General features: G+C 65.8%; 19 protein-coding genes. 13 read left to right on the top strand and 6 right to left on the bottom strand.

All coding sequences use genetic code 11. The features are described from left to right. Positions 1–5 precede the first annotated feature (5 nt). On the bottom strand, positions 6–977 hold the full coding sequence (locus tag DK926_RS01850) for an o-succinylbenzoate synthase (protein ID WP_114328212.1): 972 nt from the start codon (positions 975–977) through the stop codon (positions 6–8). Beyond that, positions 974–1,603, bottom strand: a complete 630-nt coding sequence (locus DK926_RS01845; protein ID WP_114328210.1) for a PaaI family thioesterase — start codon at positions 1,601–1,603, stop codon at positions 974–976. The genes DK926_RS01850 and DK926_RS01845 overlap by 4 nt, the downstream gene beginning before the upstream one ends. Before the next feature lie 83 nt (positions 1,604–1,686). Between DK926_RS01845 and DK926_RS01840 the strand changes: the two genes are divergently transcribed. From DK926_RS01840 to DK926_RS01830, 3 genes are all read left to right on the top strand, one after another. Beyond that, a complete protein-coding gene (locus DK926_RS01840) occupies positions 1,687–2,580 on the top strand; it encodes a 1,4-dihydroxy-2-naphthoyl-CoA synthase (protein ID WP_114328650.1) in 894 nt (297 codons plus the stop codon). A gap of 83 nt (positions 2,581–2,663) precedes the next feature. Then, positions 2,664–3,734 carry a GGDEF domain-containing protein gene (locus tag DK926_RS01835; protein WP_243636590.1) on the top strand — a complete coding sequence of 357 codons (1,071 nt, stop codon included), beginning with the start codon at positions 2,664–2,666 and terminating at the stop codon, positions 3,732–3,734. A gap of 56 nt (positions 3,735–3,790) precedes the next feature. Then, the gene (locus tag DK926_RS01830; RefSeq protein ID WP_068429270.1) at positions 3,791–4,177 is read left to right on the top strand and encodes a VOC family protein; all 387 of its coding nucleotides are present in this window, start codon (positions 3,791–3,793) and stop codon (positions 4,175–4,177) included. Here DK926_RS01830 and DK926_RS01825 read toward each other — a convergent pair whose 3' ends face one another. Beyond that, entirely contained in the window at positions 4,178–5,449 is a 1,272-nt protein-coding gene (locus tag DK926_RS01825) for an EAL domain-containing protein (RefSeq protein WP_068429267.1), read from the bottom strand. Between the two features lie 69 nt (positions 5,450–5,518). Next, a complete protein-coding gene (locus DK926_RS01820; protein ID WP_114328648.1) occupies positions 5,519–6,724 on the bottom strand; it encodes a hypothetical protein in 1,206 nt (401 codons plus the stop codon). A 198-nt stretch (positions 6,725–6,922) separates the two neighbouring features. Between DK926_RS01820 and DK926_RS01815 the strand changes: the two genes are divergently transcribed. From DK926_RS01815 to menE, 5 genes are read left to right on the top strand one after another with little or no spacing between them, the layout of a single operon-like run. Next, positions 6,923–8,089, top strand: coding sequence for an inorganic phosphate transporter (locus tag DK926_RS01815; RefSeq protein WP_114328206.1), 1,167 nt, complete (start codon positions 6,923–6,925; stop codon positions 8,087–8,089). A 10-nt stretch (positions 8,090–8,099) separates the two neighbouring features. Continuing rightward, complete coding sequence (locus DK926_RS01810; protein WP_114328204.1) at positions 8,100–8,411, top strand: hypothetical protein; 312 nt, start codon at positions 8,100–8,102, stop codon at positions 8,409–8,411. Positions 8,412–8,428: 17 nt separating this feature from the next. Further along, positions 8,429–8,755, top strand: coding sequence for a DUF3349 domain-containing protein (locus DK926_RS01805; protein ID WP_068429254.1), 327 nt, complete (start codon positions 8,429–8,431; stop codon positions 8,753–8,755). After that, positions 8,756–9,070: a DUF3349 domain-containing protein gene (locus DK926_RS01800; RefSeq protein ID WP_114328202.1), complete on the top strand. Its 315-nt coding sequence runs from the start codon at positions 8,756–8,758 to the stop codon at positions 9,068–9,070. A gap of 9 nt (positions 9,071–9,079) precedes the next feature. Further along, the gene (gene menE, locus DK926_RS01795) at positions 9,080–10,237 is read left to right on the top strand and encodes an o-succinylbenzoate--CoA ligase (protein ID WP_114328200.1); all 1,158 of its coding nucleotides are present in this window, start codon (positions 9,080–9,082) and stop codon (positions 10,235–10,237) included. A gap of 46 nt (positions 10,238–10,283) precedes the next feature. Here menE and DK926_RS26975 read toward each other — a convergent pair whose 3' ends face one another. Beyond that, positions 10,284–12,428 (bottom strand): HNH endonuclease signature motif containing protein, encoded by a 2,145-nt coding sequence (locus DK926_RS26975; protein ID WP_243636589.1) that lies wholly within the window; start codon positions 12,426–12,428, stop codon positions 10,284–10,286. 163 nt (positions 12,429–12,591) lie between these two features. On the opposite strand from DK926_RS26975, the gene DK926_RS01785 reads away from it, so the two are divergent. Next, positions 12,592–13,137, top strand: coding sequence for a hypothetical protein (locus tag DK926_RS01785; RefSeq protein ID WP_114328198.1), 546 nt, complete (start codon positions 12,592–12,594; stop codon positions 13,135–13,137). A gap of 6 nt (positions 13,138–13,143) precedes the next feature. On the opposite strand, the gene DK926_RS01780 is transcribed toward DK926_RS01785, so the two are convergent. Then, positions 13,144–13,722, bottom strand: coding sequence for a TetR/AcrR family transcriptional regulator (locus DK926_RS01780; RefSeq protein ID WP_114328196.1), 579 nt, complete (start codon positions 13,720–13,722; stop codon positions 13,144–13,146). Positions 13,723–13,799: 77 nt separating this feature from the next. Here DK926_RS01780 and DK926_RS01775 point away from each other — a divergent pair, with 77 nt between their 5' ends. From DK926_RS01775 to DK926_RS01760, 4 genes are all read left to right on the top strand, one after another. After that, the gene (locus tag DK926_RS01775; protein WP_068429241.1) at positions 13,800–14,219 is read left to right on the top strand and encodes a VOC family protein; all 420 of its coding nucleotides are present in this window, start codon (positions 13,800–13,802) and stop codon (positions 14,217–14,219) included. A 28-nt stretch (positions 14,220–14,247) separates the two neighbouring features. After that, positions 14,248–15,021, top strand: coding sequence for a PIG-L family deacetylase (locus DK926_RS01770; RefSeq protein ID WP_114328194.1), 774 nt, complete (start codon positions 14,248–14,250; stop codon positions 15,019–15,021). Between the two features lie 118 nt (positions 15,022–15,139). Next, complete coding sequence (locus DK926_RS01765; protein ID WP_114328192.1) at positions 15,140–16,087, top strand: ATP-binding cassette domain-containing protein; 948 nt, start codon at positions 15,140–15,142, stop codon at positions 16,085–16,087. Beyond that, the gene (locus tag DK926_RS01760; RefSeq protein ID WP_114328189.1) at positions 16,084–16,908 is read left to right on the top strand and encodes an ABC transporter permease; all 825 of its coding nucleotides are present in this window, start codon (positions 16,084–16,086) and stop codon (positions 16,906–16,908) included. The genes DK926_RS01765 and DK926_RS01760 overlap by 4 nt, the downstream gene beginning before the upstream one ends. Positions 16,909–16,913 lie beyond the last annotated feature (5 nt).

Here is a 16,913-nt window from a genome sequence, read left to right as displayed (position 1 = left end):
GAAGGTTACCGCAGGTGCGTGTAGGTCCGCCGAAGTCGCTGGTGCCACCACCTGGTTCGCTCGTCGGATGCGGCGAGTGCGCGCAACCGTTCGGGGGCGGGTTCGACGGGTCCGGCCGGGAGGGTTCCGTCGACCAGTTCGGCCCCGTCCGCGACGTCCGTTTCCAGCAGGCTTCCGGTGCCGAGTCCACACGCGAACTCGAGCCGTGGAATCGCCGACGCGGCCGCGAGTCCCGACGCCATCCCGACGGCCGAATCGAGTGCGCTGGAGACGACGACGGGCACGCCGTACTCGCCGAGTTCACCGGCCAGCTCGAGCAGCGCTCGCATACCGCCCAGCGGGGCGACCTTGAGCACTGCGACGTCCGCTCCCCCGGCCCGCACGACGCGCAGCGGATCCTCGGCGCGCCTGATGCTCTCGTCGGCGGCGATGCGCACTCCGGGCAGCCTCCTGCGGACCTCGACGAGCTCGGGAACCGTCGCACAGGGTTGTTCGGCGTATTCGAGGTCTCCGTCCTCGGTCAGCAACGTGAGGGCTTCGACGGCCTGGTCGACGGTCCATCCGCCGTTGGCGTCGACGCGCACCCGCGGGATCTCGGCGCGCACTGCCCGGACGCGTTCGACGTCGTCGGCCAGCGTCTGTCCTTTTTCTGCGACCTTCACCTTCGCGGTGTCGACGCCGGGGTATCGCGCGAGAATGCCGGGCACCTCGGCCGCGGAGACGGCAGGCACGGTCGCGTTCACGCGCACTCTTGCGCGATAGGGCTCGGGTGGCCCGTCCCATGCAGCTTCGATCGCCGAACGCAGCCACGGCGCCGACTCCAAGTCGTCGTACTCGACGAACGGCGAGAACTCGCCCCACCCGCCCGGTCCGCGAATCAGCATGACCTCGCGCGTGGTGATGCCGCGAAACTTCGTCCGCATCGGCAACGACAGAACAGCAGACTCGGAGAGCAGTTCGTCGATGGACGGAATCACGGTTGGCCCTTCAACAGCTGGACCATGAGAGCCTCGCAGTCGGCGAGGACCGTGCCCTCGCGGTCTTTCAGCACCGCGCTGATGAACGTCTTGCGACCTTCCACCTTGTCGACGCTGCCCTCGACGACGAGCTCGGTGTCGAGCGGCGTGATCTTTCTGTAGTTGATGTGCAGGTACGCAGTACGGCTGATCGGACGGCCGTACGCATGCTGGATCATGCCGAACAGGTCGTCGAACAGCAGCGGGAGCGTCCCGCCGTGCGCAGCGCCGTTGCCGCCGAGGTGATAGCGCCGGAACATGCCACGGCTACGGACACCTTCGGCGTCGAACTTCTCGACGGTCCACGGCAGCATCAGCAGCGAGCCGCGTCCCGGCAGCGACAGGACGCGGCCTGCAGGCTGCTCGCCTTCGGGTACCGCGAACGGCTTCAACAAGTCGATCAAAGCTTCGACGCGTTCGGCGGCGTCCTCGGTCACCTCGGGCGTCGGCGCCGTGCTGACCGCCAGATCCTGCAGCGTCCTGAGGGCGTCGACGAGTCTGCCGTACTCGGGCCCGACCTCCGCGGGGGTGTACCGAGGGAATCCGCCGTGGTGCTCGTAGTCGTCCTTACCTGCACTGTCCGTCATCGTTGCACCGTATCTCTCCTCGAATCGCACAATTGTCAGGCGTACCGGTTCCGACGTCGGCAGGTGGCTCTATCGTGAACTGGGTGACCTTCAACCCTGCTCTGTGGCAACCCGTTCCCGGCTTCGAGGATCTCACCGACATCACGTACCACCGTCATGTCACCGACGACACGGTGCGCGTGGCGTTCGATCGGCCCGAGGTCAGAAACGCTTTCCGGCCGCACACCGTCGACGAGCTGTACCGGACGCTCGAGCACGCGCGCGTCAGCTCCGACGTCGGCACCGTGCTCCTCACCGGTAACGGTCCCGCCCCCAAGGACGGAGTGTGGTCGTTCTGCTCGGGCGGAGATCAGCGCATCCGTGGACGCAGCGGCTACCAGTACGCAGAAGGCGAAACTGCAGACACCGTCGACAAAGCACGGGCGGGCCGACTGCACATCCTCGAGGTTCAGCGCCTGATCCGATTCATGCCCAAGGTCGTCATCTGTCTCGTCAACGGATGGGCCGCAGGCGGCGGACACAGCCTCCACGTCGTGTGCGATCTGACCCTTGCGAGCCGGGAACACGCGCGGTTCAAGCAGACCGACGCCGACGTCGGCAGCTTCGACGGCGGTTACGGCAGTGCGTATCTCGCGAAGATGGTGGGCCAGAAGTTCGCTCGCGAGATATTCTTCCTCGGCGAGGTGTACACGGCCGAGGAGATGCACACCATGGGCGCCGTCAACCGCGTCGTCGATCACGACGAACTCGAGAACGTGGCCATCGATTGGGCGAAGAAGATCAACTCGAAGTCGCCGCAGGCTCAGCGAATGCTCAAGTACGCGTTCAATCTTCAGGACGACGGGCTGGTCGGACAGCAATTGTTCGCCGGTGAGGCGACGCGCCTGGCGTACATGACGGACGAAGCCGTCGAGGGCCGTGACTCGTTCCTGCAGAAGCGCGACCCGGACTGGTCGCCGTTCCCGCGCTACTTCTGAGCCCGGGCGCCGCATTGTCCCTCTCTCGTGACCCCCTCACACGCCGTCGGAGCGAACGCCCCGGCGGCGCGTGGGAGTCCGTGGTGGAGTGGTTCGTTCAGTCTCACGACTACGAATGGATGACCGAGTTCCAGAACACGCATCCGTCGGGCCGGATCGTCCGGGCCATCGTCGCGCTGTCGATGCTCAACATCAGCCTGATGGCGTTTCTCAGCTTGTTCGCCGAGGGCGGGCCGACGGGCACCGCAGCAACGGTGCTGACGCTGACACTGAGCACCGCCAACATCGTCATCGCTGCGATGTGGCTGCTGCTTCCGTTCCCCGGCAAGAAAGGCGTCGTCGCGTTCGCGCTGTATGCGGACCTCGGCGTCGCCGCCGAGCTCAGTGTCTTCGATTGGCACAACGCGTTGTTGGGGTGCGTCCTGTTCTCCGTCATCGGCGCGTTCGTGACGTTCTTCCTCAGCCCGCGCTGGGTCGTCGCGCACCTGGTGTTCGCGTCGGTGACGACGCTGACGTTCGCGACGGCGCTCTGGCTCCGCGGCGACGTCGATCCGATCACGCTGCTCGTGCAGACCAACGTCGTCCTTCTCGGCATCATGAGCGTGCCCGTCACGTCGCACATCTTCTTGACGACGTTGTCCGCCGACGCCCGCAGTTCGGTCCTCGACCCGCTGACCGGCTTGCTCAACCGTCGCGGCCTCGACAACGGACTTGCGGTTCTGTGGGAGCAGGGACGACAGGAAGGTCGGTGCGCGGCGATCATCGTCGTCGACATCGACAGGTTCAAGTCCGTGAACGACGTCTACGGGCACGACGAGGGCGACGCCGTGATCTGCCGCGTCGCCGAACGCCTCACCGCGCACGTCGCGCGCTACGGCATTCTGGGACGCACCGGCGGTGAGGAGTACCTGGCGGCGGTCGTCACCTCCCGGTTGCACATCGACGCGCTGATCCACGGAATTCGGCGCGCGCTGCACGGCGAGAACGACGCGGTTCCGGTGACGGTCAGCGTGGGGGCCGCAATTCTGTACGCCGATTCCGACTTGTGGACCAACGGCGCGGACACCGTCGAAACCGCGTCGCGCGTGGCGGATTCGATGATGTACAAGGCGAAGGCTGCAGGCGGAAACCGCGTGGCGACGCAGTTGATCTGACCTGTGCACGCGTCGGATCACCGCGTGATGTCCGAATCCTGTGGTATCGATGTGTCGTGGAGATTCTGAGCGGTCGAACCATCCTGCGTCCCGCCGACTACGACCGCACGCTCGCGTTCTACCGCGACGACCTCGGACTTGCCGTGCACCGCGAGTACGGCGCGGGGACGGTCTTCTTCGCGGGCCAGAGCCTCATCGAGGTCGCGGCTCACGGCGGTTCGTCGACGCCGAGCACGTTCGACGGTGCCCTGTGGCTCCAGGTTCGTGACATCGAGGCCGCGGCCGCCGAGCTGCGCGAGCGTGGCGTCGCGGTCGATCGGGATCCGAAGCAGGAGTCGTGGGGTCTGATCGAGATGTGGCTGCGCGATCCCGACGGCGTTCCGATCGTTCTCGTCGAGATCCCGTCGGATCATCCGTTGCGACGCGACGTGCGCGGCGACTGACTACAGATTCAGCGAGCGCCGCACCGCGCTCGCCGACAGCGGCCTCGACCACAGAAAGCCTTGCGCCAGAGTGCATCCGAGGTCGAGCGCGATGTCCGCCTGCTCCCGCGTCTCGACGCCTTCGATGATCATCGACATCTCGAGATCCTGCGCGACGACCGACAACGCGCGCAGCAGCGCGCGGCCACGCTCGGTGTCGACGAACTTGGTGAGCTGGCCGTCGATCTTGATGCCGTCGGGCTCGAGCGTCACCAGGCGTTCGAGCGAGGACCACCCCGATCCGAAGTCGTCGAGCAGCACACGGAACCCGAGGGCATGCACGTCCTCGATGTGACGGCGAATCAACGGGCCGTCGCTGACCGACGTCGTTTCCGTCAACTCCAACGAAATCATGGACGGCGACACCGACGACGTGGCGACCGAGCTCTGCAGTTGCGCGACCGCGTCGGGGTGCTTGAGATGACGACCGGACAGGTTGACGCTCAGCCGCAGGTCGGGGCGCACGGTATGCCACTTCTCGGCTTCGTTCACCGCCTGCCGCATCACGGCGAGGTCGACGTCGATGATCAGCTCGGTGGATTCGGCGAACGGCACGAAGTCCGCGGGGGCGACGAGCCCTTTCGTGGGGTGGTGCCAGCGCGCCAACGCCTCGAACCCCACGGTCTTCTCGGTGCGCATGTCGACGATGGGCTGGAACCACGGCACCATCTGTCCGGCATCCAGCGCTCCGGTCAGGTCGTGGTCGCTGTCGAGTCGCGTGGGGCTCGACCCGACGCGTCGGTGCAGGTCGAGCTGTTCTTCGAGGATCGACGCGAACTGCTCCAGTTCCTGGAACTGCCCGTCGCTGAAGTCGCGCGGCATTCGGTCGAGCAGACACAGCGTTCCGATCACCAGACCTTCGCGACCACGCAGCGGCACCGACGCGTATGCGGCGACGCCGACCTCGTCGAGGATGCCTCGCTGGCGAACCGTCGCGTCGATGCGGTTGCGGGCGACGACGGCCGGCTTCTCGGTGCGGACGACGTCGTCGCACAGGGTCGTCGATCGATCGACGGTCGACACGGGAGGGCCGCCGATGTTCACGAGGGTGTACTGGGTGTTCTCGTCGAGAACGTTCAGCTGCGCGATCGCGAATCCGACGCTGCGCGCAGCCAGTTCCACGGTCGACCGCAAGGCGAGCGTCGTCGCTTCGAGGTCGAGGTATCGACGTGCCGAGTCGCTCTGACGTCGCGCCTGCGACCGTCGGTTCGGTTCGACGGCATCGTGTTCCACTGCGCCTCCCGATGACGGTCCCACCCGTCGGATGGGACAGGCAGCTGTCAGCTTAGCGGCGGCCTCCGATCAGAGAGCGGGAAGCCGAGTATGGAGGAGCCGGTGTCGGAGCACGGCCGCAGCCAGCCGCATCGCGTCCGACGACGGGGTGTCCGTCTCACGCGGCGACCCGAGCGTGACGAGGTCGACGAGGACGGCGTCGGCGTCCGGATCGGGATCGGTGGTCCATCCCTCCGACCGCAACAGTGCGGTGGTCAACATGGTGGTGCCGTGGGGCCACTGCCCACGGGCGACCTCGGCCACCATCACCTCGGCGGCGATGGTGTCCGGGTGGTAGTCGGTACCGATCAATCGACTGACGACGGTGGCCCACATCCGATCGGCGCTGATGCCGCGGGCACGCGTCGTCGGCACGAGCCGACCATGGTGTTTGCGGACGAGTCCGAGCCGCTGCAACAGACGTCCGGACACATCGGACAGATCGGCGTCGACGTCGACACCCTCCCCGACCTGGGCGAGCAGGCCTTCGAGCCGTCGGACACATCCGTAGGCAGGCTCACCGGCGTCGTGCAGCGGCTGGGCGAGATCCCGATACAGCTCGGCGCGCGGCGGACTGTATCGAGTCCAGAGCTCGAGACGGTGATCGAGCAGTTGCTCGAGGAGAACGCCACCCGCACGCTCGGACCGCAGTACCGAGTCGGTGATGCCGCGCCGTCGCGAGGCGAGAGTGGTGTCACGCAGAGGCGCGCCGCCGAGCCGTTTCGGTGCGAATTCGCCTGCGACCGTTGCGACTTCGAGTGTTTCGCCGATCAGGTCGACCATCGCCCGCTCTGGGCCGACGGGCGTTTCCTGCCACGTGACGAGTTCGGTGTTCTCCGCACCGATACCCGACCGCGCCACGGCGTCGGACAAGAGCTGCTGCCACGTTTCGTCGTCGGAATGCAGCAGCGTTCGGGTGCTCTCGCCGCGCGCGATGTCGGCGTAGCGGGCGTGACCGAGTCGATCGAGCAGGTCGGCGAGCGCCTGTGCGACCTCCCAGGCACGACCCGCGTCGTCGACCAGAACCCGAAGATGCAGCCACAGGAACGACTGCACCGAACTCTGCGTCGGACCTGCGGCGGGCGAGACGAGACGCAGGCCCTCCCAGCCGGTTCGAGCGTCGGCAGCCGTCGCGGGATCCACCGAATCCAGGTACGACAACGCGGCCGCGACGGCCTCGTCCACACCGTGCCCGCCGCTGGGTAACCCACCGCTCGGAGCGTCGTCGAAATCCATGCTTTCCACTGTTCCACAGCGGTCCGACAGTGTCGCTCGAGCCGACGTTCGAAGCCGAGTGACGGGGGTCGCACGCAAATCGGACATATAAGGCAAAAGTGTGAACGAAAGGTGAACGGAAGGGGTCCTGCAGAAACCCGAAAAGAACACTTCGAACGAAATTATCGCTTTCGGCAGGACCGGCCCCACACTTTTCTCGTGAGCGCAGAATTCCTCGTCCTTCTGGTGGTCGTCGTGACGGCTCTGGCCTTCGACTTCACCAACGGTTTCCACGACACCGCCAACGCCATGGCGACGTCGATCGCAACAGGGGCACTGAAGCCCAAGGTTGCGGTCACCCTGTCCGCCGTCCTGAATCTGGTCGGCGCTTTCCTTTCCGTAGAGGTCGCAGCCACGGTCGCGAAGGGCATCGTGAACCTGGGCGACACCGGAGGTCAGGCACTGCTGACCATCATCTTCGCCGGACTCGTCGGCGGCATTCTGTGGAACCTCGCGACCTGGCTGCTGGGCATTCCGTCCAGCTCGTCGCACGCTCTCTTCGGTGGACTGATCGGCGCCACCATCGCCGGCCTCGGCACCTCGGGTGTCGTCTGGGACGGCGTGTGGAGCAAGATCGTCCTCCCCGCGGTGCTCGCACCCGTCGTCGCAGGCCTCGTGGCCACCGTCGGTACGTGGGTCATCTACCGCATCACCAACGGCGTCCCCGAGAAGTCGAAGGAACGCGGATTCCGCTGGGGCCAGATCGGATCGGCGTCGCTGGTCTCGCTCGCTCACGGCACCAACGACGCGCAGAAGACGATGGGCGTCATCTTCTTGGCCCTCGTCGCGTACGGCACCGTCACCCCCGACTCGGAGATGCCTCTCTGGGTGAAGGTCACCTGCGCTCTCGCGATCGCACTCGGCACCTACCTCGGTGGTTGGCGCGTCATCCGCACCCTCGGCAAGGGTCTCGTCGAGATCGCGTCGCCGCAGGGTATGGCAGCCGAATCCTCCTCGGCCGCGATCATTCTCACGTCGAGCCACCTCGGACTCCCGTTGTCGACGACGCAGGTCGCGACCGGCTCGATCCTCGGGTCGGGACTCGGCAAGCCGGGCGCGGCAGTGCGCTGGGGCGTCGCCGGACGCATGGCCGTCGCCTGGGTTGTCACTCTGCCGTCGGCCGCCATCGTCGGCGCGATCTGCTGGTTCCTCGCCGACGTCATCGGCGGACTGCCCGGCATCCTCGTCGTCTTCGCGATCCTCGTCGCGCTGGCAGCCTTCATGTACATCCGCTCGCGCCGCCAGCCGATCGACCCGAACAACGTCAACGACGAGTGGGACGGCGGACTGGTTCCGGCCGACGCCAAGACGACCACAACGGTTTAGGACACACACAATGGAAACGCTCAAGCACACGCTCGACTCGCTGTGGCAGGTCGTCCTCGTCGGACTTCTCCTCGGTGCGGGTCTGCCTGCCATCTTCGCCGTCGGGCTCAAAGCACTGTCCATCGGTGAAGCGCGCGACGACGGTTCGATGACCGCTACCGCTTCGTCGGGTCTTTCAGCAGGCTCCACCACTGCACGTCCGGTAGTCGCCACCGCGGCAGCAGCTCTCTGCTTCGCCGTCGTGATCGTCGCCATCGTCGCCGGAATTCTCTTCATCATGAAGGACTTCCTGGACAGCACCTTCGGTATCTCCGTCTTCTGATCAGAAGGACACCTTCCATGACCGAGACAAGCACGTTTCCCGGCTCCGTCCTGAACTGGCTTCGCGCCGGCTACCCGGAGGGAGTTCCGCCCAAGGATCGTTTCCCGCTCGTCGCGTTGCTGCGCAAGGCCGAACTGACCGATGCGCAGGTGCACGAGGTCGTTCTGTCCCTCGTCTCCCCCGTCGGCGGTGCGCTTCAGGACGGCGCGATCTCGAACGAGGAGATCAGCACGTACATCCGCGAGCTCGTCGACCACGAGCCCACCGCCGACGACATCACGCGTGTGTCGGCTCGGCTCGCCGCCGGTGGCTGGCCGCTCGCCGATCCCGCGTCGCTGAAGTAGATGGCAGTGCCTCAGTTCTTGGCCTCGATCCTCGGGTGGCTTCGCGTGGGCTATCCGGAGGGTGTGCCCGATTCGGATTACGTGCCGCTGTTCGCGCTCTTGGCACGTCGTCTGTCGGACGACGAGGTCCAGGCGGTGATGGACGCGCTCATCGCCGACGGTCAGATCCCAGCGGACAAGGCGGGCATCGCGGTGACGATCACGAAGGTGACCAACGAGATGCCGCGGGAAGAGGACATCGCCCGCGTCCGTGCCAACCTCGCCAAGGGTGGGTGGCCGCTTGCCGACCCGTTCACGATCGAGCCGCCGGAATAGGCTTGCGATGTGAACTTGCTCGAAGAATTGAAGATTCCCACCGGTGAAGCCGCGGCAGATCTCCTGCCGCGGCTTCGCTCGGTTCTGGACGGCAGCTCCCCTGCGGTCCTGCCCGTCCCCGCTGCCGACGAGCGGGAAACCGCCAGGCTGCGCGACGCCCTCGCGCCGGGCACCGAGATCGACGACGCGGCTGCGTTGGTCGTCGCCACCTCCGGGACGACGGGAACACCGAAGGGCGCGATGCTGTCGGCGTCGGCGCTGCGGGCCAGTGGAACAGCAACGTACGACCGGCTGGGTGGGCCCGGTTCGTGGTTGCTGGCGTTGCCCGCCCATCACATCGCCGGGATGCAGGTGCTGCTGCGTAGCGCGCTCGCCGGAACCGATCCGGTGATTCTCGACGTCGCGGCCGGCTTCGATCCGTCGTTGCTTCCCGGTGCCGTCGCGCGGATGTCCGGGCGTCGATACACGTCGCTGGTGCCGACGCAGCTGGTCAAGGTGCTCGACGATACCGCGGCGACGGAGGCATTGGCGTCGTTCGACGCCGTCCTGCTCGGAGGTGCGGCTACGCCGGTTCCGTTGCGGGAGAGAGCAAGTGCGGCCGGAATACGGCTGGTTCGTACGTACGGCATGAGTGAGACCGCGGGCGGCTGCGTCTACGACGGTGTGCCGTTGGACGGAGTGACCGTTCGCCTCGACGACGGCCGCGTCGTGCTCGGTGGCGCGACCGTGGCACTCGGGTATCGCGGCATGCCGGATCATCCCGCGTTCGCCGAGCCGGGATGGTTCCGTACCGACGACGCCGGCCTTCTGGCCGACGGCGTGCTGTCGATCCAGGGCAGGCTCGACGAGGCCATCTCGACCGGCGGTCTGACGGTCGTGCCGCAGGTGGTCGAGGCAGCGCTGGTGACACACCCGCTCGTGCGTGAATGCGCGGTTCTCGGCCTGCCCGACGAGCGGCTGGGCCAGCGCGTCGTGGCTGCGGTCGTCGCGTCCGGGCCGGTGACGCTGGAGTCGTTGCGCGAGTATGTGATTCGGACGCTCGATCCGACTGCCGCGCCGCGTGAGCTTTTTCTGGTCGACGCATTGCCCGTGCGTGGGCCGGGCAAAATGGACCGCGCGGGTCTGCGCAAACAGCTGCTGGACGACCCTCGCCACCGAGGCGCGTAACGCCGACGCCGCACGGCGGCAACGATATTGGCGGTCCGCGGTCTGCTCAGAACGGTGCAGGGTCATCGGCGTCCACCCTTCCTTTACCGGTGATATCGACGTTCCAGGGGTCGGTGGGTTGATCGTGGGTGGTTGTCTCGCTGGCCTTCTCGGCCTCGCTGGTCTTCTCTGTCGCGTTGGTCTTGTCGGGCTCGACGGGCGGTGGGGCTGTCGATTCCGGTTCGGCGGGTTCTTCTTTGCATGTGGGTCTGCGTTTGCGGGGTATGTGTGGTGTGAGTGTGTGGCCGGTGAGATCGGTTGCGCCGACGCTGCTTCCGGGGAGGGTGACGGCGGTGCTGTCGGAGTTCGATGTCCAGTGTTCGATGGCTCCGGCGAGCATGGTGGTGTGCCAGGCGCCCATGGTTTTGAGGGAGTGGTGGTAGCGGCACAGGCAGTGCAGGTTGGTCAGGATCGTCCATCCGCCGCGGGCGGGGTCGTGGTGGAGGTAGGGGATGATGTGGTCGAGTTCGCAGCTGGCTGCGGGGACGTCGCAGCCGGGGAATCGGCAGGTGCGGTCGCGGTGGCGGACCAGGTCGGCGAGCTGTGTGCGCGGCTTGTACTGCAGTGCTCCGGCGGGTGGTTCGATGAATCCGCCGTGGCCGTCGGGGTAGAGCGCTTGGGCGACTGCGGGGTTGGCGGCGATCGCTTTCTCGAGCGCGGCGATGAGCGTGTAGGAGCCGCGGTAGGGTCCGGGGTTGTTGGGGACGGTCTGTGCGCGAGTGGCGCCTGCAGCGGGTTTCGGTAGGTTCAGTCCGCGTCGGCGTCGCCCGCGTCCGAGGGGGTGGAACGTCAGATGGTTCACGGGTGTCGAGCCTCCGGTCGCTGCGGGGTGATTTCCTGATTCGGCCGCGGCGTCCCCGGTGTCATCTTTCGGCTCGGCGCTTTGTTGGCCGACCGTTCCTTTGGCCGCGTCACTGTGGTTTTCGTCGACCTGGTCGTCGGTCTGGGCCGCAGGGATTTCACTCTCCGCGGTCTCGGTGGTCTCGCTATGGTGACCAGCTCCGCCCTCGGCCGCGTCGCTGTCGTCTTCTTCGCGTTCGTCTTCGTCGCCGGTGTCATCGGCGGCAGTGTTCGTGCTGTTCGCGTCCTGCTCTGCGCCTTTGGTGTCGGTGTCGGTGTCGGTGTCTTCCGCGGTCGCGGCGTCGTCGTCGTTGGCCGTGTCGTTGGCCGTGTTGTTGTCGAGGGTGATGTGGAGTTCGTCGGCGATGTTTCTGGCTTCGGTGATGACGATCTGCCAGTCGCTGTTGGCGGCGAGTTCGCGGGCGTAGGCGGCGTCGATCAACCCGTGTCCGGCGAGGTAGGCGGGTAGATCGTTAAACGCGGCGAGGGTGGCGAGGTCGATGGTGATCGACGTCAACGGCACCCGCCGATCCGGCAGCACACGGTTGGCGGTGCAGGGGTGGTCTTCGTCGACCTCGCAAGTACACGCCAGATGGGTTTCGCGTCGTATGCACGCGGTGTAGGCGGCAGCGAGGCGTTGGCTGCGGGTGCGGGGGTCGCGCGGGCATAGGGTGGCGGCCATTTCGGTGATCGATTGCCAGCAGGCGGCGGCGTCGGCGGCGTCGAGGGTTGCTTCGATGGTGGCGATGAGGTCTTTGTCGCGGTAGCGCACTCCGGTGAGTTTTTTCAGATCTTCGCGCACTTCGGCGACTTCGTCGGGTGCGGTGCGTTGGATTATCGCGGCGATCTCGGTGGCCAGCGGTCCGGGCGACAGACGACGGGCTGCCTGCAACACTTCGGCTTCGATCCGGGTGGCGGCATCCAGCGACAGCGGGGAGGTGACTCGGTAGATCGCACGGACGCGGGCGAGGTCGAGTTCGCCGGCGTCGAACGCTTTCTTGATCGCGGGCAGGCGTAGGCGTAGGTCCATGCCGATTTCGGCGAAGGTGTCTGCGACGGTTTTCGAGCAGCCCAGGATTTTCGCGGTTTCGGAGGCGGCGTAGTTACCTGCGTCGGTGATCAAATCCCCGACTTGGATGGTTTGATGGATGCACGAATCCCACATGTGGGCTGCGAGAGCGACTTTGCGTGCGCATGCCTGGTTTTCCAGGACCGCGACCTGCGACAGTTCACCCAACAGGGCGGTGTCGATGACCGGTTTCTTCTGTGGTCCGACGTATTTCGCGAACGCGCTGCGCTCCGTGAACGGCATGGATTCAAGCCCCCCGACTCGATTCGAACTTATGTTCGACTATATCGGATGGGCCGGGCCTTGGCAAGGGCGAATATGCTGCGAGACAACACTTTACGAAACGAGTCGCCCTACCAGATGCCACCGACAACAAGAACACGCACGACCTACTACCGTTCCACTCGTGGAGAATTCGCAGACAAAGGCACTGGTCGCAGCCCTGACCGCTACCGGCGCCTGCGTGGGCCTCGGCGCAGCAGTGGTGTGGCGTTCGGCGGTACCGCACGGCACAGACGCCGTCGACTACTTCTCTCGAGTCCGGCCATCATGGTTCCCGGCAACCCTCTACCTGGTTGCCGGGGGTGTCGCCGTCGCGCTGCTCCTGTCGTCGTTTCTCATCGACGCAGGCTTACGCATCAGTTCCGATCGCCACCGCTCGCGTATCGGGTTGTTCGTACTTCTGCTCACATTCGGTGCAGCCCTGGGTACGGGAGCAGCCGCCCTGTGGACGATATGGCCACCCCAGCCCGTCGATCACTGGGACGACGCCGAGCGATTGGTCGAATTCGGTTGGACTGCAATCACCTTCGCTGATGACGACGTTTCGACGTCGTTCCGTCCGACCATCGCCCACCCCTGGGTCATCTTTCCCGCCGGAGGTGCCGCGATCGCGGGCCTACTGGCGCTGTCGCTGAGCCTTCGCGACCTACGCCTCACCGGCCGAGACTGAGCGACGTCACGTCCGCAACGCCCCCAGCAACCGGTCGAGCATCGCGTGCGCATCCCGACGATCCTGCGGGCCTGCGTCGGCCCTTGCCAACCACAGTGCAGCCTCGTTCATCGCCCCCGACAACATGACCGCAGCAGGGTCGGCCGACGCGCCGGACAACCCGAGCAACTCCGCCAAGCCCTCCCGCAGAAGCCTGCCCGAATGCCGGGCGTCGGACTCCCGCCACGTCGCCCACCCGAGAACCGCAGGTCCGTCGACCAGCAGGATCTGTCGATGCGCGTCGGAACACGCGGCGTCGACGAATGCGTGACAGCCGTCGACCAACTGACCCCAGTCCGTGTCCGCGCGTGACGCGGCGTCCGACACCGCGTCGGCGACACGCTCGGCGACCAGATCGAGCACCGCCGCGAAAAGGCCGTTCTTGCTTTTGAAATGGTGATACACCGCGCCACGCGTCACACCCGATCGAGCCGCGACGTCTTCGAGGCCGACGCCGGAAAATCCCGACTCCGCGAACATCTCACGCGCAACGTCGAGCAAGTGCGCTGTCGTGACGGCACTCTGCTCCTTCTTCGTCGGACTCATCGTTTCCTCCCTTGATACGTACACAGTGTATGTGTAGCCTCAAACACATACACAGTGTACGTATCTATAGGAGGTTCATGATGCTCAGCAGCTTCTACCCAGTTCTGATGACCCACGACGTACGCGCCACGGCGTCGTTCTACGTCGAAACGCTGCAATTCGAGACGACATTCGACAGCGACTGGTACGTCAGCCTCAGACGCGACCCGAATTTCGAACTCGCCATCCTGGACGCGTCGCACGAGACGATTCCACCCGCACTTCGCCACCCGTCCCGCGGAACGCTTCTCAATTTGGAAGTCGACGACGTGGACGCCGAATACGACCGCCTCGTGGTGCGCGGCGGTGCCACGCTTCTGCTCGACATCCGCAGCGAGGATTTCGGTCAACGACACTTCATCATCGCTGCACCGGACGGCGTCGGACTGGACATCATCACGAACATCGCCCCGACCGCGGAGTTCGCCGACAGTTACGCACCCGCAGCCACGAAATAATCGACGGGGCGTGCAAGCATGTCCCTTCATGAGCACACTTGTCTGCTTTCACGCCCATCCCGACGACGAGGTCTTCAACACCGGCGGCGTCATGCGCCTCGCGGCCGACGCGGGGCATCGGGTCGTGCTGGTCACCGCGACCGATGGTGCCCTCGGCGAGTTTCCCGACGGCATTCTCGCCGAGGGCGAGACCCTGGCCGAACGTCGCAAGACCGAGCTTGCGACATCTGCGGGCATCCTCGGTGCGGATCGAGTCGTCATGCTGCACTACGCCGATTCCGGTATGGCCGGAACACCCGAGAACGACGCGCCCGACGCATTCTGCAACGTCGACGTCGAGGAGGCAGCAGGCAAGCTCGCCGCCGTACTCGACGAGGAGAACGCCGACGTCCTGACGATTTACGACCCCAACGGCGGGTACGGGCACCCCGATCACATCCAGGTGCACTACGTCGGCGCGAGGGCCGCGGAACTGGCCGGCACGAAGAACGTCTACGAGACGACAGCCAACCGGGACCACATGAAGAAACTCGTCGAGCTCAACCCGAACTGGGCCGACGAGGACAACTCGCTCGACCTCGACACGTTCGGGCTGCCCGAGTCGGAAATCACCACCGTCGTCGACGTCAGCACGGTCATGGATGCCAAGCGCAACGCCATGCTGGCGCACGAGACGCAGGTCGGTGACTTCGGGCCGTTCCTGCAGATGCCCGTCGACATGCTGCAGGCCGCGTTCGGGCGTGAGTGGTTCAGACGCGTCGGCGGCGGCCCCAGTCTGACGGAAACGGAACTTCCGCTGTAGTGCGCCTGGCGGCGCTCGTGCGTGAATAGTTGGAGCGGAGGCCAACTTTCCGCGCACGGGTGTGACGCGCATGTCCCGTGCAAGCGTCGTGCAAGCGGACGGGTGCACTGTTCGTGGCATGACACCAGCTATCGAGGTAGTGGACCTCGTCAAGATGTTCGGCTCGCACCGCGCCGTGGACGGCGTATCCCTGACGGTTCCCGCAGGCGCCGTGTACGGCGTTCTCGGGCCGAACGGTGCAGGCAAGACCACGACCGTTCGCATGCTCGCCACTCTCCTGCGTCCCGACGGCGGCGCGGCGCGCATCTTCGGCCACGACGTCATGTCCGACGCGACCGCCGTGCGCTCGCTCGTCGGCGTCACCGGCCAGTACGCCTCCGTCGACGAGGATCTGTCGGCGACCGAGAACCTCGTCGTCTTCTCCCGGCTCCTCGGCCTCGGCCGAAAAGAGAGCCGCCGCAAGGCCTCCGAGCTGCTCGAGGAGTTCGGACTCACCGAGGCCGCGAGCCGTCCGCTGAAGAATTTCTCCGGCGGTATGCGTCGTCGACTCGATCTCGCGGCCAGCCTCATCTCCTCCCCTCCCCTGCTGTTCCTCGACGAACCGACCACCGGTCTCGACCCACGCACCCGCGCGCAGATGTGGGAGACGATTCGCCGACTCGTCGCCCAGGGCTCCACCGTTCTGCTGACGACGCAGTACCTCGACGAGGCCGATCAGTTGTGTGACCGGATCGCCGTCATCGACCGCGGCAAGGTCATCGCCGACGGCACCGCGGACGAGCTCAAGGCGTCGGTCGGCATCTCGTCGCTGCAGCTGACACTCGCCGACGGCACACAGTTCGACGCGGCCCGGTCCATCGTCGCCGCTCAGCTCGGCGTCGAGGTGTCGGCGTCCGCCGAATCCGGCCGTCTCACCGCACCGATGACCGACCCGTCGCACACTCCCGAGATCTTGATTCGGCTACGCGAGCACGGCATAGCCGTCGACGAAATCACCGTCTCCAAGCCCAGCCTGGACGAGGTCTTCATGACCATCACCGGACACGACACGATCGAGGCCGCATGACCACGACACTCACCGAATCCGAACCCGCACAACGACAACTGAACCCGCAGCGCACCATCTCGCTTCGACAGTCCGTCGCCCACTCGCTGACCATGGCGTATCGCGGACTGCTCAAGTTCAAGCACAACCCGGAACAACTGTTCGACGTCGTCTTCCAGCCGGTCATCTTCACCTTGATGTTCGCCTACATCTTCGGCGGCGCGATCAGCGGAAACGTCGACGCGTACCTGCCGCTGATCATTCCGGGCATTCTCGCGCAGACGGTCATCACGACCTCAGTCGTCACCGGCACACAGCTGCGTGAAGACATGGACAAGGGCGTGTTCGATCGCTTCAAATCGCTTCCCATTGCCCGTATCTCACCGCTGGCCGGGGCACTGACCGCCGACGTCGTGCGCTACTTCATCGCCACCGTCATCACGTTCGGCACCGGCTACGCAATGGGCTACCGACCCGGCGGCGGAGCACTCGGCATCCTCGCCGCAGGCGCACTGGTGATCTTCTGCGCATGGGCCATCAGCTGGATCTTCGCCCTGATGGGCGTCCTGATGAGCAAAGCCTCGTCGGTACAGGGGGTGTCGATGATGATCCTGTTCCCGTTGACGTTCCTGTCCAACGCATTCGTGCCCGTCGACACGATGCCGGGCTGGCTGCAGACGTTCGTCGGCGTCAACCCGGTTTCACACCTCGTGACGGCTGTTCGCGAACTGTCCAACGACGGGCACGTCGGAATCCACGTCCTGTGGTCGATTCTCGGCGCGGTGATCGTCGTCGCGGTCGTCGCACCACTGACCGTCAGGGCGTACATGCGCAAGGCGTGACGTTC

This window comes from Rhodococcus sp. Eu-32 (genome assembly GCF_003336925.1).
Classification (GTDB): Bacteria; Actinomycetota; Actinomycetes; order Mycobacteriales; family Mycobacteriaceae; genus Rhodococcoides; species Rhodococcoides kyotonensis_B.
This window is presented reverse-complemented; position numbering and strand designations above follow the sequence as displayed.